At 72.7% G+C, this 20566-nt stretch carries 23 protein-coding genes; 13 read left to right on the top strand and 10 right to left on the bottom strand.

Annotation, left to right across the window (positions count from 1 at the left end):
- Positions 1-840 (top strand): TetR/AcrR family transcriptional regulator, encoded by an 840-nt coding sequence (locus ACFXA3_RS04835; protein ID WP_385181975.1) that lies wholly within the window; start codon positions 1-3, stop codon positions 838-840.
- 41 nt (positions 841-881) lie between these two features.
- Here ACFXA3_RS04835 and ACFXA3_RS04830 read toward each other — a convergent pair whose 3' ends face one another.
- Positions 882-1475, bottom strand: a complete 594-nt coding sequence (locus ACFXA3_RS04830; RefSeq protein WP_385181972.1) for an HD domain-containing protein — start codon at positions 1473-1475, stop codon at positions 882-884.
- Positions 1476-1635: 160 nt separating this feature from the next.
- Between ACFXA3_RS04830 and ACFXA3_RS04825 the strand changes: the two genes are divergently transcribed.
- A complete protein-coding gene (locus ACFXA3_RS04825; protein ID WP_385181970.1) occupies positions 1636-2274 on the top strand; it encodes a DUF5701 family protein in 639 nt (212 codons plus the stop codon).
- Between the two features lie 13 nt (positions 2275-2287).
- On the opposite strand, the gene ACFXA3_RS04820 is transcribed toward ACFXA3_RS04825, so the two are convergent.
- Positions 2288-2701 (bottom strand): DUF1398 domain-containing protein, encoded by a 414-nt coding sequence (locus tag ACFXA3_RS04820; RefSeq protein WP_385181967.1) that lies wholly within the window; start codon positions 2699-2701, stop codon positions 2288-2290.
- A 115-nt stretch (positions 2702-2816) separates the two neighbouring features.
- Here ACFXA3_RS04820 and ACFXA3_RS04815 point away from each other — a divergent pair, with 115 nt between their 5' ends.
- The 3 genes from ACFXA3_RS04815 to ACFXA3_RS04805 all read left to right on the top strand — a co-directional run bounded on the left by ACFXA3_RS04815 (position 2817) and on the right by ACFXA3_RS04805 (position 5058).
- A complete protein-coding gene (locus tag ACFXA3_RS04815; RefSeq protein WP_385181965.1) occupies positions 2817-3275 on the top strand; it encodes a MarR family winged helix-turn-helix transcriptional regulator in 459 nt (152 codons plus the stop codon).
- A 137-nt stretch (positions 3276-3412) separates the two neighbouring features.
- Positions 3413-4024 (top strand): GNAT family N-acetyltransferase, encoded by a 612-nt coding sequence (locus ACFXA3_RS04810; RefSeq protein ID WP_385181962.1) that lies wholly within the window; start codon positions 3413-3415, stop codon positions 4022-4024.
- A complete protein-coding gene (locus ACFXA3_RS04805) occupies positions 4021-5058 on the top strand; it encodes a S66 peptidase family protein (protein WP_385181959.1) in 1038 nt (345 codons plus the stop codon). Before ACFXA3_RS04810 ends, ACFXA3_RS04805 begins: the two co-directional genes overlap by 4 nt.
- A gap of 28 nt (positions 5059-5086) precedes the next feature.
- Here ACFXA3_RS04805 and ACFXA3_RS04800 read toward each other — a convergent pair whose 3' ends face one another.
- The gene (locus ACFXA3_RS04800; protein ID WP_385181956.1) at positions 5087-5755 is read right to left on the bottom strand and encodes a TetR/AcrR family transcriptional regulator; all 669 of its coding nucleotides are present in this window, start codon (positions 5753-5755) and stop codon (positions 5087-5089) included.
- A 56-nt stretch (positions 5756-5811) separates the two neighbouring features.
- Here ACFXA3_RS04800 and ACFXA3_RS04795 point away from each other — a divergent pair, with 56 nt between their 5' ends.
- Both ACFXA3_RS04795 and ACFXA3_RS04790 read left to right on the top strand, forming a co-directional pair.
- Positions 5812-7263: an MFS transporter gene (locus ACFXA3_RS04795; protein ID WP_385181954.1), complete on the top strand. Its 1452-nt coding sequence runs from the start codon at positions 5812-5814 to the stop codon at positions 7261-7263.
- Between the two features lie 5 nt (positions 7264-7268).
- Positions 7269-7664 (top strand): cupin domain-containing protein, encoded by a 396-nt coding sequence (locus ACFXA3_RS04790; protein ID WP_385182001.1) that lies wholly within the window; start codon positions 7269-7271, stop codon positions 7662-7664.
- A 49-nt stretch (positions 7665-7713) separates the two neighbouring features.
- On the opposite strand, the gene ACFXA3_RS04785 is transcribed toward ACFXA3_RS04790, so the two are convergent.
- Positions 7714-8823 (bottom strand): serine hydrolase domain-containing protein, encoded by a 1110-nt coding sequence (locus tag ACFXA3_RS04785; protein WP_385181952.1) that lies wholly within the window; start codon positions 8821-8823, stop codon positions 7714-7716.
- A gap of 38 nt (positions 8824-8861) precedes the next feature.
- Positions 8862-9533, bottom strand: a complete 672-nt coding sequence (locus ACFXA3_RS04780) for a DUF4097 family beta strand repeat-containing protein (protein ID WP_385181949.1) — start codon at positions 9531-9533, stop codon at positions 8862-8864.
- Positions 9534-9786: 253 nt separating this feature from the next.
- On the opposite strand from ACFXA3_RS04780, the gene ACFXA3_RS04775 reads away from it, so the two are divergent.
- Entirely contained in the window at positions 9787-10545 is a 759-nt protein-coding gene (locus ACFXA3_RS04775) for a MarR family transcriptional regulator (RefSeq protein WP_385181947.1), read from the top strand.
- 33 nt (positions 10546-10578) lie between these two features.
- Here the strand turns inward: ACFXA3_RS04775 and ACFXA3_RS04770 are convergent, their stop codons facing one another.
- Positions 10579-11127 (bottom strand): DM13 domain-containing protein, encoded by a 549-nt coding sequence (locus ACFXA3_RS04770; RefSeq protein WP_385181945.1) that lies wholly within the window; start codon positions 11125-11127, stop codon positions 10579-10581.
- Between the two features lie 186 nt (positions 11128-11313).
- Between ACFXA3_RS04770 and ACFXA3_RS04765 the strand changes: the two genes are divergently transcribed.
- Together ACFXA3_RS04765 and ACFXA3_RS04760 are read left to right on the top strand one after the other, a co-directional pair.
- The gene (locus tag ACFXA3_RS04765; protein WP_385181942.1) at positions 11314-12354 is read left to right on the top strand and encodes a vWA domain-containing protein; all 1041 of its coding nucleotides are present in this window, start codon (positions 11314-11316) and stop codon (positions 12352-12354) included.
- 261 nt (positions 12355-12615) lie between these two features.
- Complete coding sequence (locus ACFXA3_RS04760) at positions 12616-14517, top strand: ABC transporter ATP-binding protein (RefSeq protein ID WP_385181939.1); 1902 nt, start codon at positions 12616-12618, stop codon at positions 14515-14517.
- A gap of 14 nt (positions 14518-14531) precedes the next feature.
- Here the strand turns inward: ACFXA3_RS04760 and dacB are convergent, their stop codons facing one another.
- Together dacB and ACFXA3_RS04750 are read right to left on the bottom strand one after the other, a co-directional pair.
- Positions 14532-16196, bottom strand: coding sequence for a D-alanyl-D-alanine carboxypeptidase/D-alanyl-D-alanine-endopeptidase (gene dacB, locus ACFXA3_RS04755; RefSeq protein WP_385181937.1), 1665 nt, complete (start codon positions 16194-16196; stop codon positions 14532-14534).
- A gap of 157 nt (positions 16197-16353) precedes the next feature.
- A complete protein-coding gene (locus ACFXA3_RS04750) occupies positions 16354-17064 on the bottom strand; it encodes an SDR family oxidoreductase (protein ID WP_385181999.1) in 711 nt (236 codons plus the stop codon).
- 247 nt (positions 17065-17311) lie between these two features.
- On the opposite strand from ACFXA3_RS04750, the gene ACFXA3_RS04745 reads away from it, so the two are divergent.
- On the top strand, positions 17312-17893 hold the full coding sequence (locus ACFXA3_RS04745) for a TetR/AcrR family transcriptional regulator (RefSeq protein WP_385181997.1): 582 nt from the start codon (positions 17312-17314) through the stop codon (positions 17891-17893).
- On the opposite strand, the gene ACFXA3_RS04740 is transcribed toward ACFXA3_RS04745, so the two are convergent.
- The gene (locus tag ACFXA3_RS04740; RefSeq protein ID WP_385181934.1) at positions 17853-18866 is read right to left on the bottom strand and encodes an alpha/beta hydrolase; all 1014 of its coding nucleotides are present in this window, start codon (positions 18864-18866) and stop codon (positions 17853-17855) included. The two genes, ACFXA3_RS04745 and ACFXA3_RS04740, sit on opposite strands and share 41 nt — an antisense overlap.
- 183 nt (positions 18867-19049) lie before the next feature.
- On the opposite strand from ACFXA3_RS04740, the gene ACFXA3_RS04735 reads away from it, so the two are divergent.
- Entirely contained in the window at positions 19050-19532 is a 483-nt protein-coding gene (locus ACFXA3_RS04735) for a hypothetical protein (protein WP_385181932.1), read from the top strand.
- 12 nt (positions 19533-19544) lie between these two features.
- Here the strand turns inward: ACFXA3_RS04735 and ACFXA3_RS04730 are convergent, their stop codons facing one another.
- Entirely contained in the window at positions 19545-19937 is a 393-nt protein-coding gene (locus ACFXA3_RS04730) for a nuclear transport factor 2 family protein (RefSeq protein WP_385181930.1), read from the bottom strand.
- 100 nt (positions 19938-20037) lie between these two features.
- Here ACFXA3_RS04730 and ACFXA3_RS04725 point away from each other — a divergent pair, with 100 nt between their 5' ends.
- Positions 20038-20481 (top strand): MarR family winged helix-turn-helix transcriptional regulator, encoded by a 444-nt coding sequence (locus ACFXA3_RS04725; RefSeq protein ID WP_385181927.1) that lies wholly within the window; start codon positions 20038-20040, stop codon positions 20479-20481.
- Positions 20482-20566 lie beyond the last annotated feature (85 nt).

Genomic DNA, 20566 nt, shown 5'->3' with positions numbered 1-20566 from the left:
GTGCTGTCGCGGCCCCCGCGCCCGCCCGCGGGGGGGGGGGGGGGGGGGGGCCCCCGCCCCCGCGCCCCCCGGCCCCCCCCCCCCCCCCCGCGCCCCGCGGCGGCGCCGGCACGACGCCGGCCGTCACCCGCCTCCGCTCCCGCTCCGGAGGGGGACCTGACCCTCGACCGGATCGTCCGCGCCGCCATCGACATCGCCGACGCGGAAGGGCTCTCGGCGCTCTCCATGCGCGGTGTCGCGGCCCGGCTCGGCGTCGCGGCCATGTCGCCGTACCGGTACGTCCCGAGCAAGGACGACCTCGTCCTGCTGATGGCCGACGCCGCCTTCGGCGAGGCGTCCTACCCCGCGGATCCGGCGGACGCCCCCGCCCCGGAGGACTGGCGTTCGCGCATCGAGCTGGGCGGCCGGACCCTGTGGGCCCTGTACCGCCGGCACCCCTGGCTGGCCCAGCTCGGCTCCCTGACCCGCCCGCTGTTCGTGCCGAACCTGATGGTGCACGGCGAATGGGTACTGACCGCGCTGGACGGTCACGGCCTGGATCCCGCCACGCTGTTCGACGTCCACGTACTGCTGTACAGCCATGTGCAGGGACTCGCGGTGCACCTGGAGTGGGAGGCCCACGCCGAGGCGACCACGGGCCAGTCGGAGGACGAGTGGATGGCCCACCGCGCCCCGGCCCTGCGGAAACTGGTCGACTCGGGCCGCTTCCCGGCCTTCACCAAGGCGGTCGGCGCCTTCGAGGACGGCTACGACCTGCGCCTGGACGCCCTTTTCGAACTGGGCCTCAAGGCCCTCCTGGACGGCCTGACCCCCCTCGTCGAAGCCCGGCCCCGGAACTGACGCGCACGCGCAGGAGCGAGTGTCCGCGGCGCGCCCGGGCCTCAGGCGTGGATCGGGAAGGACGCCTGGAACGCCAGGCGTTCGTCGGCTCCGGCACCGATGCCGGCGAGCACCCCGTCGAGCGCGAGGAACTCCTCCCATGCCGCCCTGCCCGTCGCCTCGGCCAGCCGGGCCACGACGAGATCCTCCAGGTCGGGAACGCGCTTGTTCTTCCAGACCTTGTCGGCGAGGCTCACCAGGAGGTCCTCGAAGCCGGCGCCCGGATCCGCCCACGACGCGTGCGTCGCGGCGAAACGGGCCGACTCGGGGCCGAACCCGTGGCCGAGCAGAAGCGTCCGCCCCGCCTCCTCGTGCGCCGAGCCGGGCCCGGAGAGCTCGCCGACGTGCACCGACTTCCCCACGTCATGCGTCGCCGCCCCGAACAGCACCGCCTCGCGGTCGAAGACCACGGGACGGTAGTCGCGTTCGAGCCAGTCGACCAGCTGGTGCGCCACGTCGTGGACGGCTCGCAGATGCGCCGCCAGCCGTGGCGGACTCCCCAGCTCGGACAGGAGCTCGGCGACACGGTCCGGCAGAGGGAGCAGGGGCGGGTCGGCGGCCCCGCTCATGGCTGTCGACAAGAGAGTGTTGGTCATCACCGCGTCAGGGTACGACCGGCACGCTCCGGGCGGCACCGGGGCGGGAACGTTCGTCGGGGGTGGGTCGTTGGGTCGGGGTCCCCCGCTGTGCATCATCCACCTCGGGAGTGCCGTGCCCAGTCCTTCGTCTGCCTCGTCCCCTTCGTCCAGTCCCGCCGTGCCCGCTCTGCCCCCGCTCGCCGCGCAGGCCGAGCGCCTGGTCGAGCTCGGGGTGCACCGGCTCGCGGGGGTGAGCGCCGACGCGCTGCACGCCTTCGCCGCGGAGGCCGGTCCACGGCGCGGCGCGGGCGACGCCCTGCTCGCGGTCCACCCCGACCGCGTACCCGCCTCCGCCCTCGCGCCGCTGCTCCGCCGCGACGACAAGCCCGGCTTCGTCGTCGTCGACATGCCCGACGTCGACCGGTTCGCCCCGCTGGACGGCGCCGAGGTGCCCGACGGCCCGCTCTACCTCGTCACCGGCATCGACCGCGGCGACCACCTGGCCAACCGGAGCCCGGAGGAGGCCCTGCCGGCCCTCACCGCGGAGGACCGCATTCCGCTGCTGCTCACCGAAGGCCTCCACTGGGTGCTCCAGCAGCCCGGGGCCCTGGAACGCAACCACTGCTTCATGACCATCGGCTCCCGGCTGCGCAAGGCGAACGGCGCTCCGGACGCCCGTACACCGGCGATCTGGATCAGCAACGGCACCGGGCGGGACGGCCGGGAGCGGCGCAACGCCCCGAAGGTCGGCTGGTGCTGGTGGGGCAACCGCCACACCTGGCTCGGCTTCGCCTCCGCCACCGGCCGTACCCCCTGAGGCCACGGCGACGTCAGAGTTCCACGGGCGGGTACGTCTCGGTGTAGCCGTCGCCTTCGGCGCCGTGGTAGGTGCAGGTGCGGGCGTTCAGGTCGACGTCGTACCAGACGACGCCCGCCTCCCAGCAGCCCCGGACGAACTCGGGGAACGTGCTCCCGCCCGCCTGGTCCGTGCGGAGCGCCGCGATGAGTGCCTCGCGGTCGAACGGGGCGACGTCGACCGGCCCCAGAGCCAGCGGCTCGCCCTGGACGGCGACCGGGCCGGCGTCGGTGAGGTAGAGCATGGCGTTCGACGGCACGGCCATGCGGCAGCGGCTGACCCCTGCCCGGCGGAGCGTTTCGGCGAGGTACGGGAATCCGCCGACCTCGGGGCGGATGGCGGCCGCGCGTTCCAGGGCGGCCTGCAGGTTGGTGATCGCCTTGCTCATGGTCTTCTCCGGGTGTCGTGGCGGGGGTGAGGTGGGCCCGGGCAGGCTTCACGGGTAGGATGACAACAGATTTTCAAACAGACATCATGTTGTCAAGCATGGGTGGTGTGGTCGCATGGCCGACGAAATGGCGCTTCTGGTCGCGGACGTGTTCGAGGCCGCGGGCCTCCTCCGCAGGTCGGGCGAGGGGCTCGCGGCCGCCGAAGGGCAGACGCAGGCCCGCTGGCAGCTGCTGAGCGTGGTCTCGGACCGGTCGCTGACCGTGCCCCGGGCCGCCCGCCGCCTGGGCATCGCCCGCCAGGGAGTGCAGCGCGTCGCGAACGACCTCGTACGGGAGGGACTGGCCGCCTTCCACCCCAACCCCGACCACAAGGGCTCGCCGCTCCTGGGCCTCACGCCCGCCGGGCACGCGACGCTGCAGCGGATCACGGCCCGCGCCACCGAGGCCCACCGCGATATGACCACCGGCATCTCACCGCAGGAGATCGCGGCGGCACGCGACGTACTGCGCCGGCTCGTCGAACAGGTACGCCGTCACCAGGACCCCGACCAGGCCGGGCGGCAGATCCCGTGACCCGGCCCGGACTTCCGTGCACGGCCGGCCGCACCGCCTGCGGGTCTGCGGGTCTGCGGGTCTACGGGTCCGCGTCACGATCTCGCCTGGCCCGAAAGGCAGTTGCGGGGAGCGGGGGGAGCTGTTCGGATCGGGGCATGGACGTCCACCTGGAAACCGACCGCATGGCGCTGCGCCGCTTCACCGAGGCGGACGTCGACGGCCTGGCCGCCCCGCACGGTCACCCCGAGGTCATGCGGCACATCGACGACGGCCGCCCCGTGCCCCGCGCGGTGGCCGCGCGGCGGACCCTGCCGTCCTTCCTCCGCGAGTACGGGGAACTCCCCGGCGGACACGGCTGCTTCGCCGCGGCGGACAAGGGCTCGGGGGCGTTCCTCGGCTGGTTCTCCCTGCGGCCGGCGAGCAGCGTCGGACTCGACGGCGGGACGGAGCCGGGCTACCGGCTGCTGCCTTCGGCCTGGGGCCGCGGGTACGCCACCGAGGGCGCGCGGGCGCTGGTGGACCGCGCCTTCACCGAGCTGGGGGCGGAGCGGGTCGTGGCCACCACGATGACCGTCAACGCCGCGTCCCGCAGGGTGATGGAGAAGGCGGGCCTCTCGCTGGTCCGTACGTTCTTCGAGGAGTGGCCCGAGTACATCGAGGGGGCCGAGCACGGCGACGTGGAGTACGCGGTCACGCGCGAAGCCCGGGACGGGGACATGGCCAGGGAGAAGGACAAGGACAAGGCCAGCCTCGGGAGCGCGCGGTGACCGCTCCCGCGTATCCCCCCAAGCCCGCACCCGGCGACCGCATCGCGGTCGTCTCCCCCTCGTCCGGCCTGCCGGGGCTCTTCCCGCTCCCGTACGAGCTGGGGCTCCGGCGGCTGCGCGAGGACTTCGGCCTCGAACCGGTGGAGTACCCGGCCACGCGCACCATGGGCTCCACGCCCCGGGAGCGCGCCGATGACATCCACGCCGCGTTCGCCGACCCGACCGTCAAGGCGGTGATGGCCTCCATCGGCGGCGACGACCAGATCACCGTGCTCCCGCTGCTGGACCGCGAGCTGATCCGGGCCAACCCCAAGCCGTTCTTCGGCTTCAGCGACAACACGAATCTGCTGCTCTTCCTGCACAACCTCGGCATCGTCGGCTACCACGGCGCCTGCGTGATGACCGAGATCGGCCGCCCGTACGCGCTGCACCCGCTGACCGCCGACTCGGTGCGCGCGGCCCTGTTCACGTCCGGCCCGTACGAGCTCCGCCCGGCCCGGCAGTACCGCGACCGCGACCGCGACTGGGCCGACCCGGCCACCTTCGCCGCGGAGCCCGAAGCGCAGCCCGGCGAGGGCTGGACCTGGCACCGACCCGACCGGCTCGTCGAAGGCCGCGCCTGGGGAGGCAACCTGGAGATCCTGTCGTGGCTGCTGATGGCCGACCGCGAGATCGAACGCGACCCCGCCGCGTACGAGGGCCGGGTGTTGTTCCTGGAGACGTCGGAGGAGATGCCGAGCGCGGAGGAAGTCTTCCGGATCCTGCGCAACATGGGCGAACGGGGCCTGCTGGAGCGCTTCCCGGCCCTGTTGATGGGCCGCGCCAAGGCGTGGTCGTTCCGGCAGGCGAATGACGGTGGCGGCAAGCGGCGTTATGCCGCCGAGCAGCGTGCGGCCGTGCTGGCGGCGTACGCTCCGCGCACCATGGCGGTGTTCGACGTCGACTTCGGGCACACCGATCCGCAGCTGGTGATCCCGTACGGCGGGCGGGTCCGCGTGGACGGCCCGGCGCGACGGATCACCGTGACGTACTGACGCCCGCCGCACGGGTGCCTGCGGCCTGTCAGCGGGCGCCCAGGAGGCCGTCCACCAGGGCCCGGAGGCCGTCCGCGTACGTGTCCTCGGCGGTCAGCGGCGCCCAGCGGGCCGCGACCTGTGCCAGGCGGGGCAGCTCGGCCGGGTCGAGGCCGGCGAAGACCTGGTCCCGGTACGTGGGGCGGTCCTCGCCCGCGCGCCGCCGGGCCGCCGTCGTGCGGACCACGATCTCTCCGGCGGTGTAGTACCAGATCGCGCGGTAGCCGTGCACGGCCCGCTCGGGGGTCATACCGCACGCGATCAGGCCGTCGATGATCTGCTCGACGAACCACAGGGCCGAGGTGGCCATCAGGTCGTCGGAGGTCAGCACCTCCACGATCCAGGGGCAGGCGGCGAGCGCGTCGTGGATCGCGGACGCGGCGACGACGACGCGCTCGCGGGGCTCGGCGGGCAGCCGGGGCCGGTGCAGTGTCCGCGCGGCGTGGTCGTCCAGCAGCAGGAGGAGGAGTTCTTCCTTGTTGCGGACGTGGTGGTAGAGCGCCATCGGCGTACTGCCGATCTCCGTTGCCAGCCGCCGCATGGTGAGCCGTTCCACGCCCTCCGTGTCGACGATCCGGCGGGCTTTGTCGATGACCTCTTCACGGGTGATGCGGGGAGGCCGGCCTGGGCTTTTGCGGGGCGCGGACGGTTGCGGCATGTCCTCATCATCTCCCAGGTATCGACAACGCCGACCACCGGAGCTATTTTTCTTACATGTATAAAAACTTACGCGGGCACCCCGGGGTGCTCCTCGCGGCGGTGGCCGTCGCCCAGTTCGCCGTCGCCCTCGACATGTCGGTGGTCAACGTCGCACTGCCCGCGGTGCGCAGCGCACTGGGCTTCGGGCCGCTCGGACTGTCCTGGGTCGTGCACGCGTACGCGCTCGCGCTCGGCGGGTTCCTGCTGCTGGGCGGCCGCGCGGCCGATCTGTACGGCCGGCGCCGGCTGTTCGTGCTGGGCCTGGCCGTCTTCGGCCTGTGCTCACTGGCGGGCGGGCTGGCCCTGACGCCCTGGCAGCTGATCGCCGCCCGCGCCGGTCAGGGTCTGGGGGCGGCCGCGGCCACCCCCGCCTCGCTCGCGATGCTCACCACCACGTTCGCCGAGGGCCCGCCGCGGGTGCGCGCGCTCGGGGTGTGGAGCGGCGTGAACGCCGCGGGAGGCGCCCTGGGCGTGCTGGCGGGCGGGCTGTTGACCGAGTACGCGGGCTGGCGGTGGGTGATGCTGGTCAACCTGCCCATCGTGGCGGTGGCCCTCGCGCTGGCCCTCGCGGGTGCGCGCCCGGACGTACGCCCCGCTCGGCGCGAGCGGCTGGACGTGCTAGGGGCCGCCCTGGCCACGGGCGGGGTCGGGCTGCTGGTGCTCGGCGTCGTCCGCAGCGACGCCCGGGGGTGGGGATCCCCGGTCACGTGGGCGGTGCTCGCCGCCTCGGCCGCGCTCCTGGCCGCGTTCGTCCTCGTCGAATCCAGGGCTGCCGCACCACTGCTGCGCCTCGGCCTGCTGCGCAGCCGATGGGTCGCCGGCGCCAACGTGCTGGTGTTCTTCGCGGCGGCCGGTCAGTTCGCGGCGTTCTACTTCGTGTCCCTGTACATGCAGCAGGTCCTGGGCATGGGCGCGGCGGCGACCGGCGCCGCGTTCCTGCCCTTCTCCGTGAGCCTGATCGCGGGCACCCTCGTCGCGACCCGCATCACCGCGGCCCGCACCCCCCGGACGTCGCTGGTGCCCGGCGCCCTGCTGGCCGCCGCGGGTCTGGCCTGGTTCGCCTGCATCCGGCCCGACGGCGGATTCCTCGGCGACGTGCTCGGCCCCTGCATCGTCACCGGCATCGGCGTCGGACTGGTCATCGCCCCGATCGTCGCCGCCGCGACCACCGGCGTCGCCGGCCACGAGGCAGGCGCGGCCTCCGGCCTCATGAACAGCTCCCGCCAACTCGGCGGCTGCATCGGCCTGGCCGTGCTGGCCACCGTCGCCGCGCACCGCACGGGTGCGGCCACCGGCCCCGCCGCGCTCAACGACGGCTACGCCCTGGGGCTGGCCATCGCCGCCGCGCTCTTCGTGGTCGCGGCGGTCGTGGCGATCGGCGTACTGCCCCGCAGCCTCCGGGCCGCGGCGCCCGACCCGCGACCGGCCGCCTCCGCACCGACCCGACTGGAAGGAACACGCTCGTGACCCCCCTGCAGACGACCCCCGTCGACCTGTTCGCCTCGGCGCTGCACGTCCACCCCGACGGCGGTGTCCGGGCCGCCGAGCGCCGGATGCGGAGCAGCGATGGCGGCGCGTGGCAGATCGCGGCGTTCCACGTGGCGACCGATGCCGACGTCCACGCCGACCACTGGGAGATGCATCCGGAGGCCGATGAGGCGGTGTGCTGCCTGACCGGCGGCGTCCGCCTCCACTTGCGCCCCACCGCGCCCGGTGGCGCGGAGGAGACGGTGCGGCTGCGGGCGGGGACCGCCGTGGTCGTCCCCCGCGGACGCTGGCACCGCCTGGAGGTGGACGCTCCCGGCGACCTGATGTCGATCACCCTCCGGCGCGGCACCCGCCTCGAGAAGCGCACCGCCACCCAGTGAACGGCGGGACCCGGGTGCGCGCCGCGCGCAGCCGCCACAGCGCCGGGGTTCAGGGCGCCGGGTCGGGGCGGGGGGTGGGGAAGACCGTGGCCGTGAGGGTGTGCGTCGCCTTCTGGTAGGCCGCTGCCAGGGACATCGTGGCGTCGTCCACGTAGTTCAGGGACGCGGTCAGGGTCTTCTTGCCGTCCGGTGTGCTGTACATCAGCCCCGCGTGGCCCGCGATGCCGCCGTTGTGGGAGATGAGGGTGACGCCGCCCGGGCCGGTGTCCTGGACGAACACCCCCAGGCCGTAGCCCGCCTTGGGGTGCGGCGTGCACATCCGGGCCAGGAGCGGGGCCGGGAGGAGCCGGCCGCCCGCCAGCGCGGAGACGAAGGTGTGCAGGTCCCGGGTGGTGGAGATCATGTCGCCGCCGGTGGAGATCCAGGAGGGGTTCTGGCGGGTGACGTCGACCGTCTCCTGCCGGCCTGCGTTCTCGTACCGGTAGTAGGCGTGGGCGTGCGGCCCGGGGATCTCGGGCGAGGTCTCCGGCAGGACGGTGTCCGACAGTCCGAGCGGGTCCAGGACCAGCCGGTGCATCTCGTCGGCGAACGGGCGGCCGGTGGCCCTCTCGACGAGCAGCCTGGCCAGTACGTAGTTGGTGTTGGAGTAGCTCCAGTCCGTGCCCGGCGCGAACCGCGCCGGCTTGGACAGCGCCAGCCGTACCAGTTCCTCCGGGCGGTGGGTCCGGAAGCGGTTCTCCACCCACTCCCGGCCCTGCCAGGGGATGCCCGGCACGACGGTGCCGTCCTCGTGGTACTCGCCGGTGAAGTTGAACACGCCGCTGGTGTGCTGGAGCAGCATCCGGGTCGTGATCCGGCGGTCCAGCCCGAACTCCTCCAGGTGGTCGTCCGCCGGGCCGTCCAGCTCGATCCTGCCCTCGGCGACCAGGAGCAGTACGAGGGCCGCGGTGAAGGTCTTGGTGTTGCTGCCGATCCGGAACCGCCCCTCGGTCGGCGGCTCGGCGCTCCCGCCCAGCTCGCCCACTCCGGCGCTGCCCACCCAGTGGCCGCGCTCGTCGTGCACGCGCAGGGTCACCCCGGTGAATCCGGACTCGACGATCGCCTCGATGGCCTGCTGCAGCTCCGGGCGGTCCGGCCCCGCGGCCGTGACGTCATCCATGATCGGTCCCCCTCGTTCCTTCTCGGTCTTGGTGCGCTTCAGAGGCTGCGGGCGGTGATGTCGCCCTGGGTGGTGGTCGCGTGGATGTCGAGGGCGGCGCCCGGGCCTTCGGTGTTGGTCAGGGTGTTGTGGATCCGGCCGTGGGCGGTGCCGGCGTCGAGGGTGGCGGAGGTTCCGCGGGCGGCGCCGACGGAGATGTCGCCCTGCTGCGTGTTCAGGGTGACGGTGCCGCGCTCGGCCTCGGTGATCCGGATGTCGCCCCTGGCGGTGCTGATGTCGGCGGCTCCGCGCAGGTGCCCGATGGTGATGTCGCCGTCGAGCAGGGTGAGGCGGGCCGCGGCGGCCTCGTCGATCCTGACCGGGCCCTGCGCACCCTCGAAGGTGACCTCGCCGAGGCGTCCGACGCCGCGGAGTTCGACGGCGGCGGTCTTCGCCTCGACGCGGGAGCCGGCGGGCAGCTGGACCGTGACCTCCAGCGAACCCGAGGCGCCGAGGAGCTGGTTCTTGGCTTCCGGGGCGGTGATGTGCAGGACTCCGTCGCGGTACTCGACCGTGGTCCGCTCGGCGGCCTTCACGTCACGGCTCTTCGAGGCGTTCGCGGGCAGGACCTCGACGGTGGTGTCCGCCCGGTCCGCCGCGATGAACCGGACCAGTCCCGCGGGGACGTTCAGGACGGCGGCGACGGGGGCGGGGGTGTCGAACTTCAGCATGGTGTTCTCCGGGTTCCTGTCGTGCGCACCTCGTGGCGCGCTGTTTCCGATGACAGAAACACTACGTTGCGTTCACAGATTCAGGAATAGTTTGATTGCGCTGGAACGCCATACAGCCAGGTCAGACCCCTGAAGTCATTGCAATGGACTGACGCCTAATGCAATGAATCTCTGCGCGACCGTTGCAATGGGATGACGGTGAACGCTAAGCTGCACGCATCCAGGGCCACGAACGACCGCAAAGGAGACCGCGATGCCGGGAGGCAGGCTCACCCAGCAGGAGCGGCAGCAGATCGCGTTGGGGGTGGCCGACGGGCTGGCCTACGCGGAGATCGCCAGGCGCCTCGACCGTCCGACGTCCACGGTCACGCGCGAGGTGATGCGCAACGGCGGACCCACCGGCTACCGCGCCGACATGGCCCATCGCGCCACCGAGCGGCGCGCCCAGCGCCGCAGGCAGCCCGCGCCCCGGGGCCCGCAGGTTCCCGGGCAGGCCGACGGGCGCGACGCCGAGGCCGTGCGCGAGTACGAGGAGGAGACGTTCACCAACGTCCTCATGCAGACGGGCATGCCCAGGATGACGGCCCGGATCCTGGCCTGCCTGTGCACCAGCAACACCGGCAGCCTCACCGCGTCCGAACTCGTCCGGCGCCTCGAAGTCAGTCCGGCCTCCGTCTCCAAGGCGATCACGTTCCTCGAAGCCCAGGGCCTCATCCGCCGGGAGCGCCACGAGGGCCGCCGCGAACGCTACGCCGTCGACGACGACGTCTGGTACCAGTCCACGGTCACCAGCGCGCGGGGCACCGCCCGGCTCGCCGGCATCGCACGCCAGGGCGTCGACGTCCTCGGCCCCGACACCCCCGCAGGGGCCCGCCTCGCCAACATCGCCCGCTTCGTCGACTTCGTCTCCGAGAGCATCGTCCGCGCCGCGGACCAGGCGCGCGACATCCTCCACACCGCACCCGGAACGGACGCGGACACGGACGCGGACGCGGACGGCAGCACGGTCTGACCTGCCGTCAGGCAGGGCGGAGCCCGGGGGCGGTCAGGCTGCGCGCAGGGCCGCCGCGCCGAAGGAGACGTCGAAACGGTCGCACCAGATGGTGACGCTGCTGTAGTCGGCGACGTTCACCTCGGCGGGGACCGCGTAGTTCTGGTCACCCTTGTTGCCCTTGAGCTTGCCGAGGCTCACGTGCTTGCCGTCGTCGAACACGCGCCAGCCGTCCACACCCTCCTTCACCGGCGCGTCGGTGAGCCAGACGCGCAGGTCGGGACCGTTGCTGGTGTCGAGGCCCACCAGGCGCAGGGTGTAGGAGCCGTCCGGGAGGCGGACGAGCTCCGCCGTGCCCGTGGTGGTGTGTTCGTGGCTGATCAGCGAGCCGGTGGCGACGGTCCGCGGGCCGGTGGCGCCCTTGCCCGCGGCCGCCGGTGCCGGCGCCCCGGCGGCGGGCGCCGTCGGCGCGGCCTCCCGGACCGTCCGGTCCTGCCACAGCTTCCACGGCTGGAACCAGTACAGGCCCGCGCCCAGCAGCACCGCGGCGGCGAGCAGGGCGGTGACGATGAGCGTGCCTCGGCGTCCCGTGCGTCGTGTCATGACGATCCTTCATCTTCGGTGGTGCGTCATGCCATTCAACGCCGCGGCGGGGCCGTGGACCATCCGCGGACCGATGACGAAACCCTTACGTCGTGCGCGCACCCCGTCGGGCGCATCCGCTCCCCCTCGATTGTCAGTGGTGGGTGAGAAGGTTGGAGCATCCAGTCGGAAAGAGGGGGAGCGGCCATGTCCGGAAACCAGAACTACATCAATCACGTTGCTCTTGTGTTGGACGCCAGTTCGTCGATGTCACACCTGAACCGCAAGGTCGTGGAAGTGGCCGACCAGCAGATTGCATATCTGGCCCGCCGGTCGCAGGAACTGGACCAGGAAACCCGGGTCACGGTGTACGTGTTCGCGGACAAGGTGGAATGCGTCATCTACGACAAGGACGTGCTGCGCATGCCGTCCCTGAAGCAGATGTACCGGGTCGGTGGAATGACGGCGCTGCTGGCCGCCACCCTGAAGTCGCAGCGGGAGCTGGCGCAGACGGCCCAGCTGTACGGCGACCACAGCTTCCTGACGTTCGTGCTGACCGACGGGCAGGAGAACGCGAGCCACCGCTGCACGGACGCCCCTTCCGGCAACCCGCGCGAACTGGTGCAGGCCGTCTCGCAGCTGATAGCGACCCAGCAGGACAACTGGACGCTGGCCGTGCTCGTGCCGGACCAGATGGGCAAGCGCGAGGCCATGCAGTGCGGTTTCCCGAAGGACAACATCGCCATCTGGGACGCCACGAGCACGCAGGGTCTGGAGGATGCCGGCGAGGTCATCAAGCAGGCCACCGAGAAATTCATGGTGGGCCGTTCCCAGGGCATCCGGGGATCTCGGGCGGTGTTCTCCATGGGCGCGGACACGGTCAACAAGGACACCATCGAGGCGGCGGGTCTCACCCCGGTCGATCCGTCGGAATACCAACTGATTCCGGTGGCCCGTGATGCGGGGATCCGGGAATGGGTCGTCGAAAGCGGGAACACCTACCGGACCGGCTGTGCTTTCTATCAGCTGAGCAAGTCGGAAAAGGTCCAGGCGCGCAAGCAGATCGCGGTGCTGGAAAAGAAGACGGACCGGGTGTACACGGGGCCGGAGGCCCGCGCCCTGCTCGGTCTGCCGGACGTGGAGGTTCGCGTCAAGCCCGACCACAACGACGACTTCACCATCTTCGTCCAAAGCACCAGCGTGAACCGGAAGCTCGTGCCGAACACGCGGCTCCTGCTCATGGGCTGACGCCGTGAAGAGGTCCGTCCCCGGCAGGGGCGTCCTCGTCCGCGGGCGGGAGCGCCGCTCCGGGCCAGGTGGCGCAGGCCCAGCACACGCAGGAACGTCGTCGGGCCGGTCACGACGCCCGCTCTCCGGTCTCCGGCAGATGGAGAGTCGGGCGACCGCGGCCGGCGTCCCCGTGTCACCCACACGGAAAACGCTTGGACGGCGTCGGCGCGGGCGCGGGAGACTGCGGATTCCGTTACGCGACGACTACACAGGGTTGCCATGGAATCGGCTGCATCACGAGGAGGCCCGCCCGGCAGGGGATCGGTGGTCCTCGCACTGCGTTACTACGGCAGGGAGTTGACCCGGCTGCGGTGGTGGACGGCGCCCGGCATGCTGCTGCCGGCCGTGGGCAACATCGGCATCAACTACATCGCGCCGCTGGTCGTCGCGAAGCTCGTCGGCCGCATCGCCGGGGGCGGCCTCGGCCTCGGGTCGGCGCTCCCGTACGTCCTCGGGTTCGCCGCCGTCCTGCTGCTCTCCGAGGGCGCGTGGCGCGTCGGCCTGCACTGCCTGAACCGGCTCGACGCCCTCGGCATCGAGAGCCTGTACGTGATCGGCATGGACCGGCTGTTCGCCAAGGACGCCGCGTTCTTCCACGACAATTTCGCCGGGTCCCTGACCAAGCGGGTGCTGAGCTTCGCCTCCCGCTTCGAGGATTTCGTCGACACGCTGACCTTCTCGGTCGTGGGCCGGTTCGTGCCGCTGCTGTTCGGGGCGGTGGTGCTCTGGCGCTACGAACCGCTGCTCGTCGTGGCGCTGCTGGTCATGATCGCGGTGACGGGCGTGTGCGTGCTGCCCCTCGTACGGCGCCGGCAGGCGCTCGTCAACCGGCGCGAGGAGGCGATCGCCCGGGTGTCGGGGCACGTTTCCGACAGTCTGATGAACATGGACACGGTCCGCGCGTTCGGTGCGGAGGACCGCGAGGCCGCCGAGCACCGGTCCCGGGTGGCGCGTTCGCGCGGGCTGATGCTGCGGTCGTGGGACTACGGCAACCTGCGGATCGACACGGTCGTCGCGCCGATGTCGGTGGTGACCAACGCGCTGGGCCTGCTGCTCGCCGTGACGGCCGTGACGGCCTCCGGAGGCGGTCAGGGGCACGGTGTGGAAGCGGTGGTGGTCGCGTTCACGTACTACTCCAACGCCACGCGGATCATGTTCGAGTTCAACCAGATCTACCGGCGGCTGGAGAGCTCGATGACGGAGGCTTCGCAGTTCACGCAGCTGCTGCTGACGCCGCCGACCGTGCTCGACCCGCCGTCGCCGGAGCCGGCGCCCGCCGCGGACCGGGCCGGCGAGGTGCGGTTCGAGAAGGTGACCTTCGCCCACGCGGGTGCGGAGCCCCTGTTCGAGGGGCTGGACCTGGACGTGCCCAGCGGGGCGAAGATCGGGCTGGTGGGCCGGTCCGGCGGCGGCAAGACCACGCTCACCCGGCTGCTGCTGCGGATGACGGACATCGACGCGGGCCGGATCCTGATCGGTGGCCGGGACATCAGCAGGCTGCGCCAGCGCGATCTGCGCGGCCTGATGGCCTACGTGCCGCAGGACCCGGCGATGTTCCACCGGACGCTGCGGGAGAACATCGCGTTCGCCCGCCCGGGCGCCACCGACGCCGAGGTCCGCCGCGCGGCCGAGGCGGCGCACGTCACGGAGTTCGCCGACGCGCTGCCCGACGGCCTCGACACCATGGTCGGTGAGCGCGGCGTCAAACTGTCCGGCGGGCAGCGCCAGCGGGTGGCGCTCGCCCGGGCGATCCTGCGCGACGCGCCGATCCTGCTGCTGGACGAGGCGACCAGCGCCCTGGACTCGGAGAGCGAGATCCTCGTCCAGGAGGCGCTGTGGCGGCTGATGGAGGGGCGGACCGCGCTCGTGGTCGCGCACCGGCTGAGCACGGTGGCGCACATGGACCGGCTCGTCGTCCTCGACCGCGGCCGGATCCTCGAACAGGGCACGCACCGGGAGCTGCTGGCCGCCGACGGCACGTACGCGAAGCTGTGGCAGCACCAGTCGGGCGGCTTCCTCGACGGTGCGCCCCCACCCTCGTCCGTGCCCCCGCCCTCATCCATGCCCGCGCCCTCGTCCGCACCGGCGCCGGCACCCTCGCCCTCGTCCGACCTGCCGTGATTCCGCCGGGTCCGTTACGGCGACTCCTGGAGGTAGGCGGCGATCAGCGCCAGGTCGTTGGCGATGGACAGGACCTCGACGGGGTCGGCGGTCGGGGTGGAGGCGCCGTTGACGCCCGCGTAGAAGGGGTCGAAGCGGCCGCCGCCCTTGTCGAGGTAGCCGGCGATGGTGATGGCGCCGACGGCGAGGCGGTCGTTGAGGGAGTCCCCGCCGACGGCGGCGCCGGTCTTCCCGAACACCTTCCCGCGCGCCGGACAGCTGCGGCAGTTCTCGGCGAGCAGACCGTCGACGCCGAGGATGGGCAGTGCCTCGCGGAAGCGCCGTGCGTCCGGGGTGCGCTGCCAGTACGCCAGCATCTGCACGAGCGCCTGCGGGGTGGCCCGGTCGGCCGGGTTGCCGCCGCGGCCGTCCACGAGCTCCGCCTGCTCGCGGTCGACTCCGGCCCGGTCGAGGAAGGCGGCGAGGACAGGGAACCCGTCGGCGCACTGGTGGCTGCCGGTGGTGACGGCCATGAGGCAGATGCCGAGGTTGGCGCCCAGGTTGTGGCTGACCTTGAGGATGAGCTTGGCGTACTGGTCGTACGGCGGCGAGGTGTACGCGGCCACCCGCGGCCGGCCGTCGTAGGAACGCGGCAGCCGGGCGACGGGGTTGGGGCCGTTCGCGGCGGCGGTCACCTGCACGCCGGCCCGGGCGAGCGCCTCGATCAGCGCGGTGCGGCCGAAGGTGTTCGGGTCGACGACGGGAGAGGTGCGCAGCAGCGGCGCGGCGTCGGCCGCGATGGTGCCGGACAGCCGGATGCGGGTGCCGCCGCCGGTGGTGGTCACCGTGATGTTCGTGGGCCCGCCGGCGGCGACGGTCTTCACCGTGGAGGTGACCTGGTACGGGGCGACCTTGGGCCGCCAGTCCAGGCGGGCGGCGGCGCCGGCCCGGTCGCCGGGCGTGGTGAGCAGGTCGATGAGGTTGTCGTTGACGATCAGCGGGGTGGGGGTGGGGTCGAGGACCGGATCGGGGACGAACAGGCGGCTGTCGACGATGACGTCGCCCTCGACGCGGGTGATGCCGGAAGCGCGGACCTGCCGGGCGAGCCGGTCGATGCCGGCCAGGGGGTTCTCCGGGGTGAGGGTCGCGCCGGGGAAGTCGTTGGCGTACGTGTGGTCGAGGTCGGTGTACGCGACCGTGCCGTCGGGCCGCGTCCGGCCGCCCAGGGTGAGGTCGCCCTGGGCGACGAGGTCGAGGTCGCCGGTCAGCGTGGTGCCGGTGCGGGTGCCGACGGCGTAGACGGGCGTGACGAAGCGGTGGTCGGTGCCCAGGGTCCGCCAGGTGCCGGAGACGGGGAACAGCTTCGCGGTGGAGCCGGGGATGAAGAACTGTCCGGGGAACATGCTGTGCAGCACGCGCCCGCCCGCCGGTTCGGTCTGCAGGAGTCCCCACTGGGCGTGCCGGTACTCGGGTTTGCGCATGATCGCCGTGATGCGCGGGTCGAGCCGGCCCGGGTCGCCCGCGTCGCCGTACGGCCACGGTGAGGGGGAGGGCGGGGGCGACGGGGAGGCGCTCCGGGCCGGGGCCGCGCGGGCGCCGGTGCCCGAGGCCAGCGTCACCAGCAGGAGGGCGGCGAAGGCGGCGGCCGCCCGGCGCCGCAGCGCCGCGCCGCGTGCCGCACCGCGTATCGGATGTCCCACAGCACGCTCCGTTCGTCGCGGCTGTCGTCTCCCGAGGCTCCGGGGCGTGTGAACAGGGTGGCACGGCGCGTTCCGGCGCGCACGTCACCCCGGGTGGCGCCCGGGGTGACGGTGGCGGCGGGGGCACGGCGGGTGGCGGGGCGGCGGGCGGCGGCCGTCAGTCCTGCGCGGTGGGGCGGACGACGATGTCGCCCACGTCCACGTTGTCCGGCTGTTCGACGGCGTACGCGATGGCGCGGGCGATGGCGTCCGGCGGGATCGCCGTCTTGTCCATGCGGTCGCGGACCAGGGCCTGCATCTGCGGTGACATGGAGTCCGCGAATTCCGTCCGCGTGACGCCCGGGGAGACGACGGTCACGCGCAGGCTGTCGCCGGCCTCCTGGCGCAGGCCCTCGGAGAGGGTGCGTACGGCGTTCTTGGTGGCGGCGTAGACCGCCTGGAGCGGGACGATCCGCAGTCCGGCGGTGGAGACGGTGTGGACGAAGTGCCCGGAGCCCTGCTCGCGGAAGACCGGCAGGGCGGCGGCGATCCCGTACAGGACGCCCTTGAGGTTGACGTCGATCATCCTTTCCCAGTCCTCGACGCGGAGCTCGTCCAGCGGGGAGATCAGGCCGACCCCGGCGTTGCCGACGAGGACGTCGAGCCTGCCGAACCGGTCGCGCGCCAGGTCGACGAGCCCGGTCAGGTCCTCGCGGCGGGTGACGTCGGTGCGGGTCCAGGCGGCTTCGCCGCCGGCCCGTTCGATGCGGGCGGCCAGGGCGTGCAGCCGCTCCGTCCGGCGCGCTCCGAGGACGACCTTGGCGCCGCGTGCGGCGAGCAGCAGGGCGGTCGCCTCGCCGATGCCGCTGCCCGCTCCCGTGATCGCCACCACCTTGCCCGCGATGCCGTCGCTTTCGGCGCCGGTCTCGACGCCGCTCCCGACGCTGCTCCCGACGTCGTTCTTGCGGTCGTTCTCGTCTTCGGTTCCCGACATGATCGGCAGTCCTTCCGCGAGGAATACGGGCAGGCCAGGGCATGCCCTAGAGTCAAGTGGAGGCGCCACCACTTATCGCAGACTAAGTGGGCGCGCCTCCACTTAGCAAATGACGGAGAACGAGAGAGGACGGCCGCCGCGGATGAGCCGGGACGCAGCACGCCCGTTGAGGGCCGACGCACAGCGCAACAGGGACAAGATCCTGGCCGCGGCGGTGCGCGTGTTCACCGAGGAGGGGCTGGACGCGCACCTGGAGCGCATCGCCCGGGAAGCGGGCGTGGGCACCGCGACCCTGTACCGCAACTTCCCCACCCGCGAGGCGCTCGTCGAGGCGGCGTACCGCAACGAGGTGGCGCAGCTGCGCGACGTCGTCCCCGGGCTGCTGGCGTCACGGCCGCCGTACGAGGCGCTGCGCGCGTGGACCCGTCTCTTCATGGACTACGCCACGGCCAAACTCGGCATGGCCGATGCGCTGCGCGCCATCGCCGCCGCGGGGAGCAACCCGTACGCCCACAGCCACGACATGATCCGGAGCTCCATCACCGAGCTGATGGACGCGTGTGCCGAGGCCGGGGCGATCCGGACCGACATCGGCCCGGCCGACATGTTCGCGGCGCTCGCCGGCATCGCCCTGACCTCGGCGAAGCCCGAACAGCGGGAGCAGGCCGAACGGTTGCTGGACCTCACCCTGGACGGTCTGCGGCGCGCTCCGTCGCAGGGCTGAGCAGCCGGCGGAGCCAGCGGGTGCGGGCCTCTCGGGCGTCGCGGCTGAGGGCGGCGTGCGGGGCCAGGCCGTCGAAGCCGTGATAGGCGCCGGGCCACACGTGCAGTTCGGCCTGGCCGCCGGCCCGCCAGATGGCGTTCGCGTACGCCACGTCCTCGTCCCGGTAGATCTCGGCCGACCCGACCTCGATGTAGGCCGGGGGCAGCCCCGAGAGGTCGGTGGCGCGGGAGGGGGCCGCGTAGGGCGGCAGGTCCGCGGCGCCGTGGCGCTCACCCAACAGGGCCTGCCACCCGGTCGTGTTGGAGGTGAGGTCCCAGGCGCCGAGGCCGGTCATCTGGTGGCTGGAGAAGGTGCTGCCGCGGTCGTCGAGCATCGGGCACAGCAGCAGCTGGCCCAGGGCGGCGGGGCCGCCGCGGTCGCGGGACAGCAGCGCGAGGGCCGCGGCGAGCCCGCCGCCGGCGCTCTTGCCGCCGATGACGACGCGGTCCGCGTCGATGCCCAGTTCGGCCGCGTGGGCGGCCGCCCAGACGAGCCCCGCGTAGCAGTCCTCCAGGGGTTCCGGGTAGCGGGCCCGCGGCGCGAGGCGGTACTCGACCGAGAGCACGGCCAGGTTCAGGGGGTGGGCCCACTCGCGCAGGATCCCCGGGAGCACGGACCAGGCGTTGCCCATGACCATGCCGCCGCCGTGCAGGTAGTAGAGCAGCGGCAGCGGGCCGGCGAGCCCCGACGGGCGCGCGCTCACGAGCGTGACGTCCGGTGCGTCCGGCGGCCCCGGGACGCGGAGCTCCGCCACCTCGAAGCGGCCGTCGGCGCGCAGGTCCTCGACGGTGGGCCGGGGGCGGGCGGCGGCGTCCCGCCGCTGCCGGGCCGCCAGGTTCTCGGGGGTGATCGGCGCCTTCACCTCCTCGTCCAAGGCGTCCAGCGCGACGCGCAGTTCGGGGTCGAAGGGCACCGGTGTGCGGCGGGCGCTCATGAAGCGTCCTCTGGTCCGATGAGATGCATGCGGCGTATCCCATCACGCCCCGTCCCCTGGCCGCGGCACCGGAGGGTCACATGACAGCTGTCATACGGCACACGTGACCGCGGGCTCTGCCTCCGAGACCCCTCCCCCGGCCAAAATATCGATCATCACACCGACCACGGGGGCAGCAGCATCATGGACATCCTGAAGAAGAAGACCGCGAAGACCGCACCGGCCGAGCGGGTCGAGCAGGTCGACCCCGCCACCATGACGCCGGCCGACTACCGGCTCCCGATCTGGTTCTTCGGCTTCGAAGGCGTTCTCGCGGCCGCCTTCGACATCCTGCAGGCCTTCCCTTCGGCGTGGCCCGTGCTGCTGGTCCTGCTGGCCGTGAACATCATCGTCTCGCTGACGATGATGCGCAGGCGGCTCCGGCTCGCCAAGGCGCTGTGGCGCGGCAAGGAGACCCGCAAGGTCGCCATCGCGCTCGTCGCCCTCCGGATCGGCAGCCACTTCCTGCTGAACGCCCTGGGTCTGGCGGTCACTTCGACCCTGGGCCACGTGCTCTTCGCGTGCGTCATGAGCGCGGTGACGATCGGCCTGCTCGCCTACTCCCAGCAGACCGCCATCCGCGCCCTGACCTCCCGCCCCGCCCCGGCCCCCTGCCCCGCCGCCTGACTCCGACCGGGGTCAGCGGGCGCTGCCGAGGGTGCGGTCCGCGGCGGCGCCCTCGAGCATCAGGGTGGTCTCCTCGATGCGCTCGAAGCGGCCGTCGGGCGCGAGGTCGGCGAACACGTAGACCTCCATGCGCACGGTCGAGCCGTCCTTCTTCGTGATGTGGGCGGTGTGCCGGTCGGCGTACCGGCTGCCGTCGTACAGCTCCTCGTGCACCTCGACGTGACCGCCGGCGACGACGCTGCGCACGTGGGTGATGTGCTCGACGAACCCGGCGCGGTCGGCCCACTCGCCGTCCGTGCGCTGGCGGTACTCCGGGGTGAAGTGCAGGTCGGCGGCCTCCTGGACGGTGAGGTCGCGGTTGAAGATCAGGTCGTTGAGGGCGGCCTCGATACCGGTGCGCGTCATGTCGGTTCCTTTGCAGAACGAAGGAGAAGTGCGTGCGTTTCGCACGCAACTCCCTCACTGTAGCACCGGTCGCGTGCGCTGCGCACGCTATTCTGGAGGCGTGGAGAACGAAGTAGGACACGAGATCGCTGAGGCGCTGGGCATCCTGCTCAGGCGCACCACCCGCACGCAGCTGCACCGCCGGCTCACCGAGGGCATGGGAGAGGGGGTGGACGAACAGACCTACCCGGTCCTCAGCGCACTGGCCCGGACCGGCCCGCGCAGCGCCGCCGACCTGGCGCCCGACGTCGGCATCGACCGCTCCGGCGTCACCCGCCGGGCCTCCCGGCTGGAAGCCGCCGGCCTCATCCGGCGCGAGGCGGACCCCGCCGACGGGCGCGCGCACCTGCTCGTCCTGACCGAAGAGGGCCGGTCCGCGGTCGCCGAGCTGCGTACCCGGCTGGCCGCGCACATCATGGGCAGCCTGTCCGGGTGGCCGCCGGGCGAGGCCGAGGAGTTCGCCCGGCAGCTGCGCCGCTTCACCGCCGAGGGGCCCTTCGCCTAGAGCGGTGTCCTGTCGACCAGGCCGGGCCCGCCGCACCCGGGGCCGCCCGCCCGGCCCGCCGGGCGCCTCCGGCGCGGTCGTCGAC

The sequence above is a fragment of the Streptomyces sp. NPDC059456 genome, from assembly GCF_042750055.1.
GTDB lineage: Bacteria > Actinomycetota > Actinomycetes > Streptomycetales > Streptomycetaceae > Streptomyces.
This window is presented reverse-complemented; position numbering and strand designations above follow the sequence as displayed.

Excerpts from the sequence above, each read along its gene's own strand:
- ACFXA3_RS04830 (WP_385181972.1), bottom strand. The coding sequence starts at position 1,475 with ATGACCAACACTCTCTTGTCGACAGCCATGAGCGGGGCCGCCGACCCG.
- ACFXA3_RS04820 (WP_385181967.1), bottom strand. The coding sequence starts at position 2,701 with ATGAGCAAGGCGATCACCAACCTGCAGGCCGCCCTGGAACGCGCGGCC.
- ACFXA3_RS04815 (WP_385181965.1), top strand. The coding sequence starts at position 2,817 with ATGGCCGACGAAATGGCGCTTCTGGTCGCGGACGTGTTCGAGGCCGCG.
- ACFXA3_RS04810 (WP_385181962.1), top strand. The coding sequence starts at position 3,413 with ATGGACGTCCACCTGGAAACCGACCGCATGGCGCTGCGCCGCTTCACC.
- ACFXA3_RS04800 (WP_385181956.1), bottom strand. The coding sequence starts at position 5,755 with ATGCCGCAACCGTCCGCGCCCCGCAAAAGCCCAGGCCGGCCTCCCCGC.
- ACFXA3_RS04795 (WP_385181954.1), top strand. The coding sequence starts at position 5,812 with ATGTATAAAAACTTACGCGGGCACCCCGGGGTGCTCCTCGCGGCGGTG.
- ACFXA3_RS04785 (WP_385181952.1), bottom strand. The coding sequence starts at position 8,823 with ATGGATGACGTCACGGCCGCGGGGCCGGACCGCCCGGAGCTGCAGCAG.
- ACFXA3_RS04780 (WP_385181949.1), bottom strand. The coding sequence starts at position 9,533 with ATGCTGAAGTTCGACACCCCCGCCCCCGTCGCCGCCGTCCTGAACGTC.
- ACFXA3_RS04775 (WP_385181947.1), top strand. The coding sequence starts at position 9,787 with ATGCCGGGAGGCAGGCTCACCCAGCAGGAGCGGCAGCAGATCGCGTTG.
- ACFXA3_RS04770 (WP_385181945.1), bottom strand. The coding sequence starts at position 11,127 with ATGACACGACGCACGGGACGCCGAGGCACGCTCATCGTCACCGCCCTG.
- ACFXA3_RS04765 (WP_385181942.1), top strand. The coding sequence starts at position 11,314 with ATGTCCGGAAACCAGAACTACATCAATCACGTTGCTCTTGTGTTGGAC.
- ACFXA3_RS04760 (WP_385181939.1), top strand. The coding sequence starts at position 12,616 with ATGGAATCGGCTGCATCACGAGGAGGCCCGCCCGGCAGGGGATCGGTG.
- ACFXA3_RS04745 (WP_385181997.1), top strand. The coding sequence starts at position 17,312 with ATGAGCCGGGACGCAGCACGCCCGTTGAGGGCCGACGCACAGCGCAAC.
- ACFXA3_RS04740 (WP_385181934.1), bottom strand. The coding sequence starts at position 18,866 with ATGAGCGCCCGCCGCACACCGGTGCCCTTCGACCCCGAACTGCGCGTC.
- ACFXA3_RS04735 (WP_385181932.1), top strand. The coding sequence starts at position 19,050 with ATGGACATCCTGAAGAAGAAGACCGCGAAGACCGCACCGGCCGAGCGG.
- ACFXA3_RS04730 (WP_385181930.1), bottom strand. The coding sequence starts at position 19,937 with ATGACGCGCACCGGTATCGAGGCCGCCCTCAACGACCTGATCTTCAAC.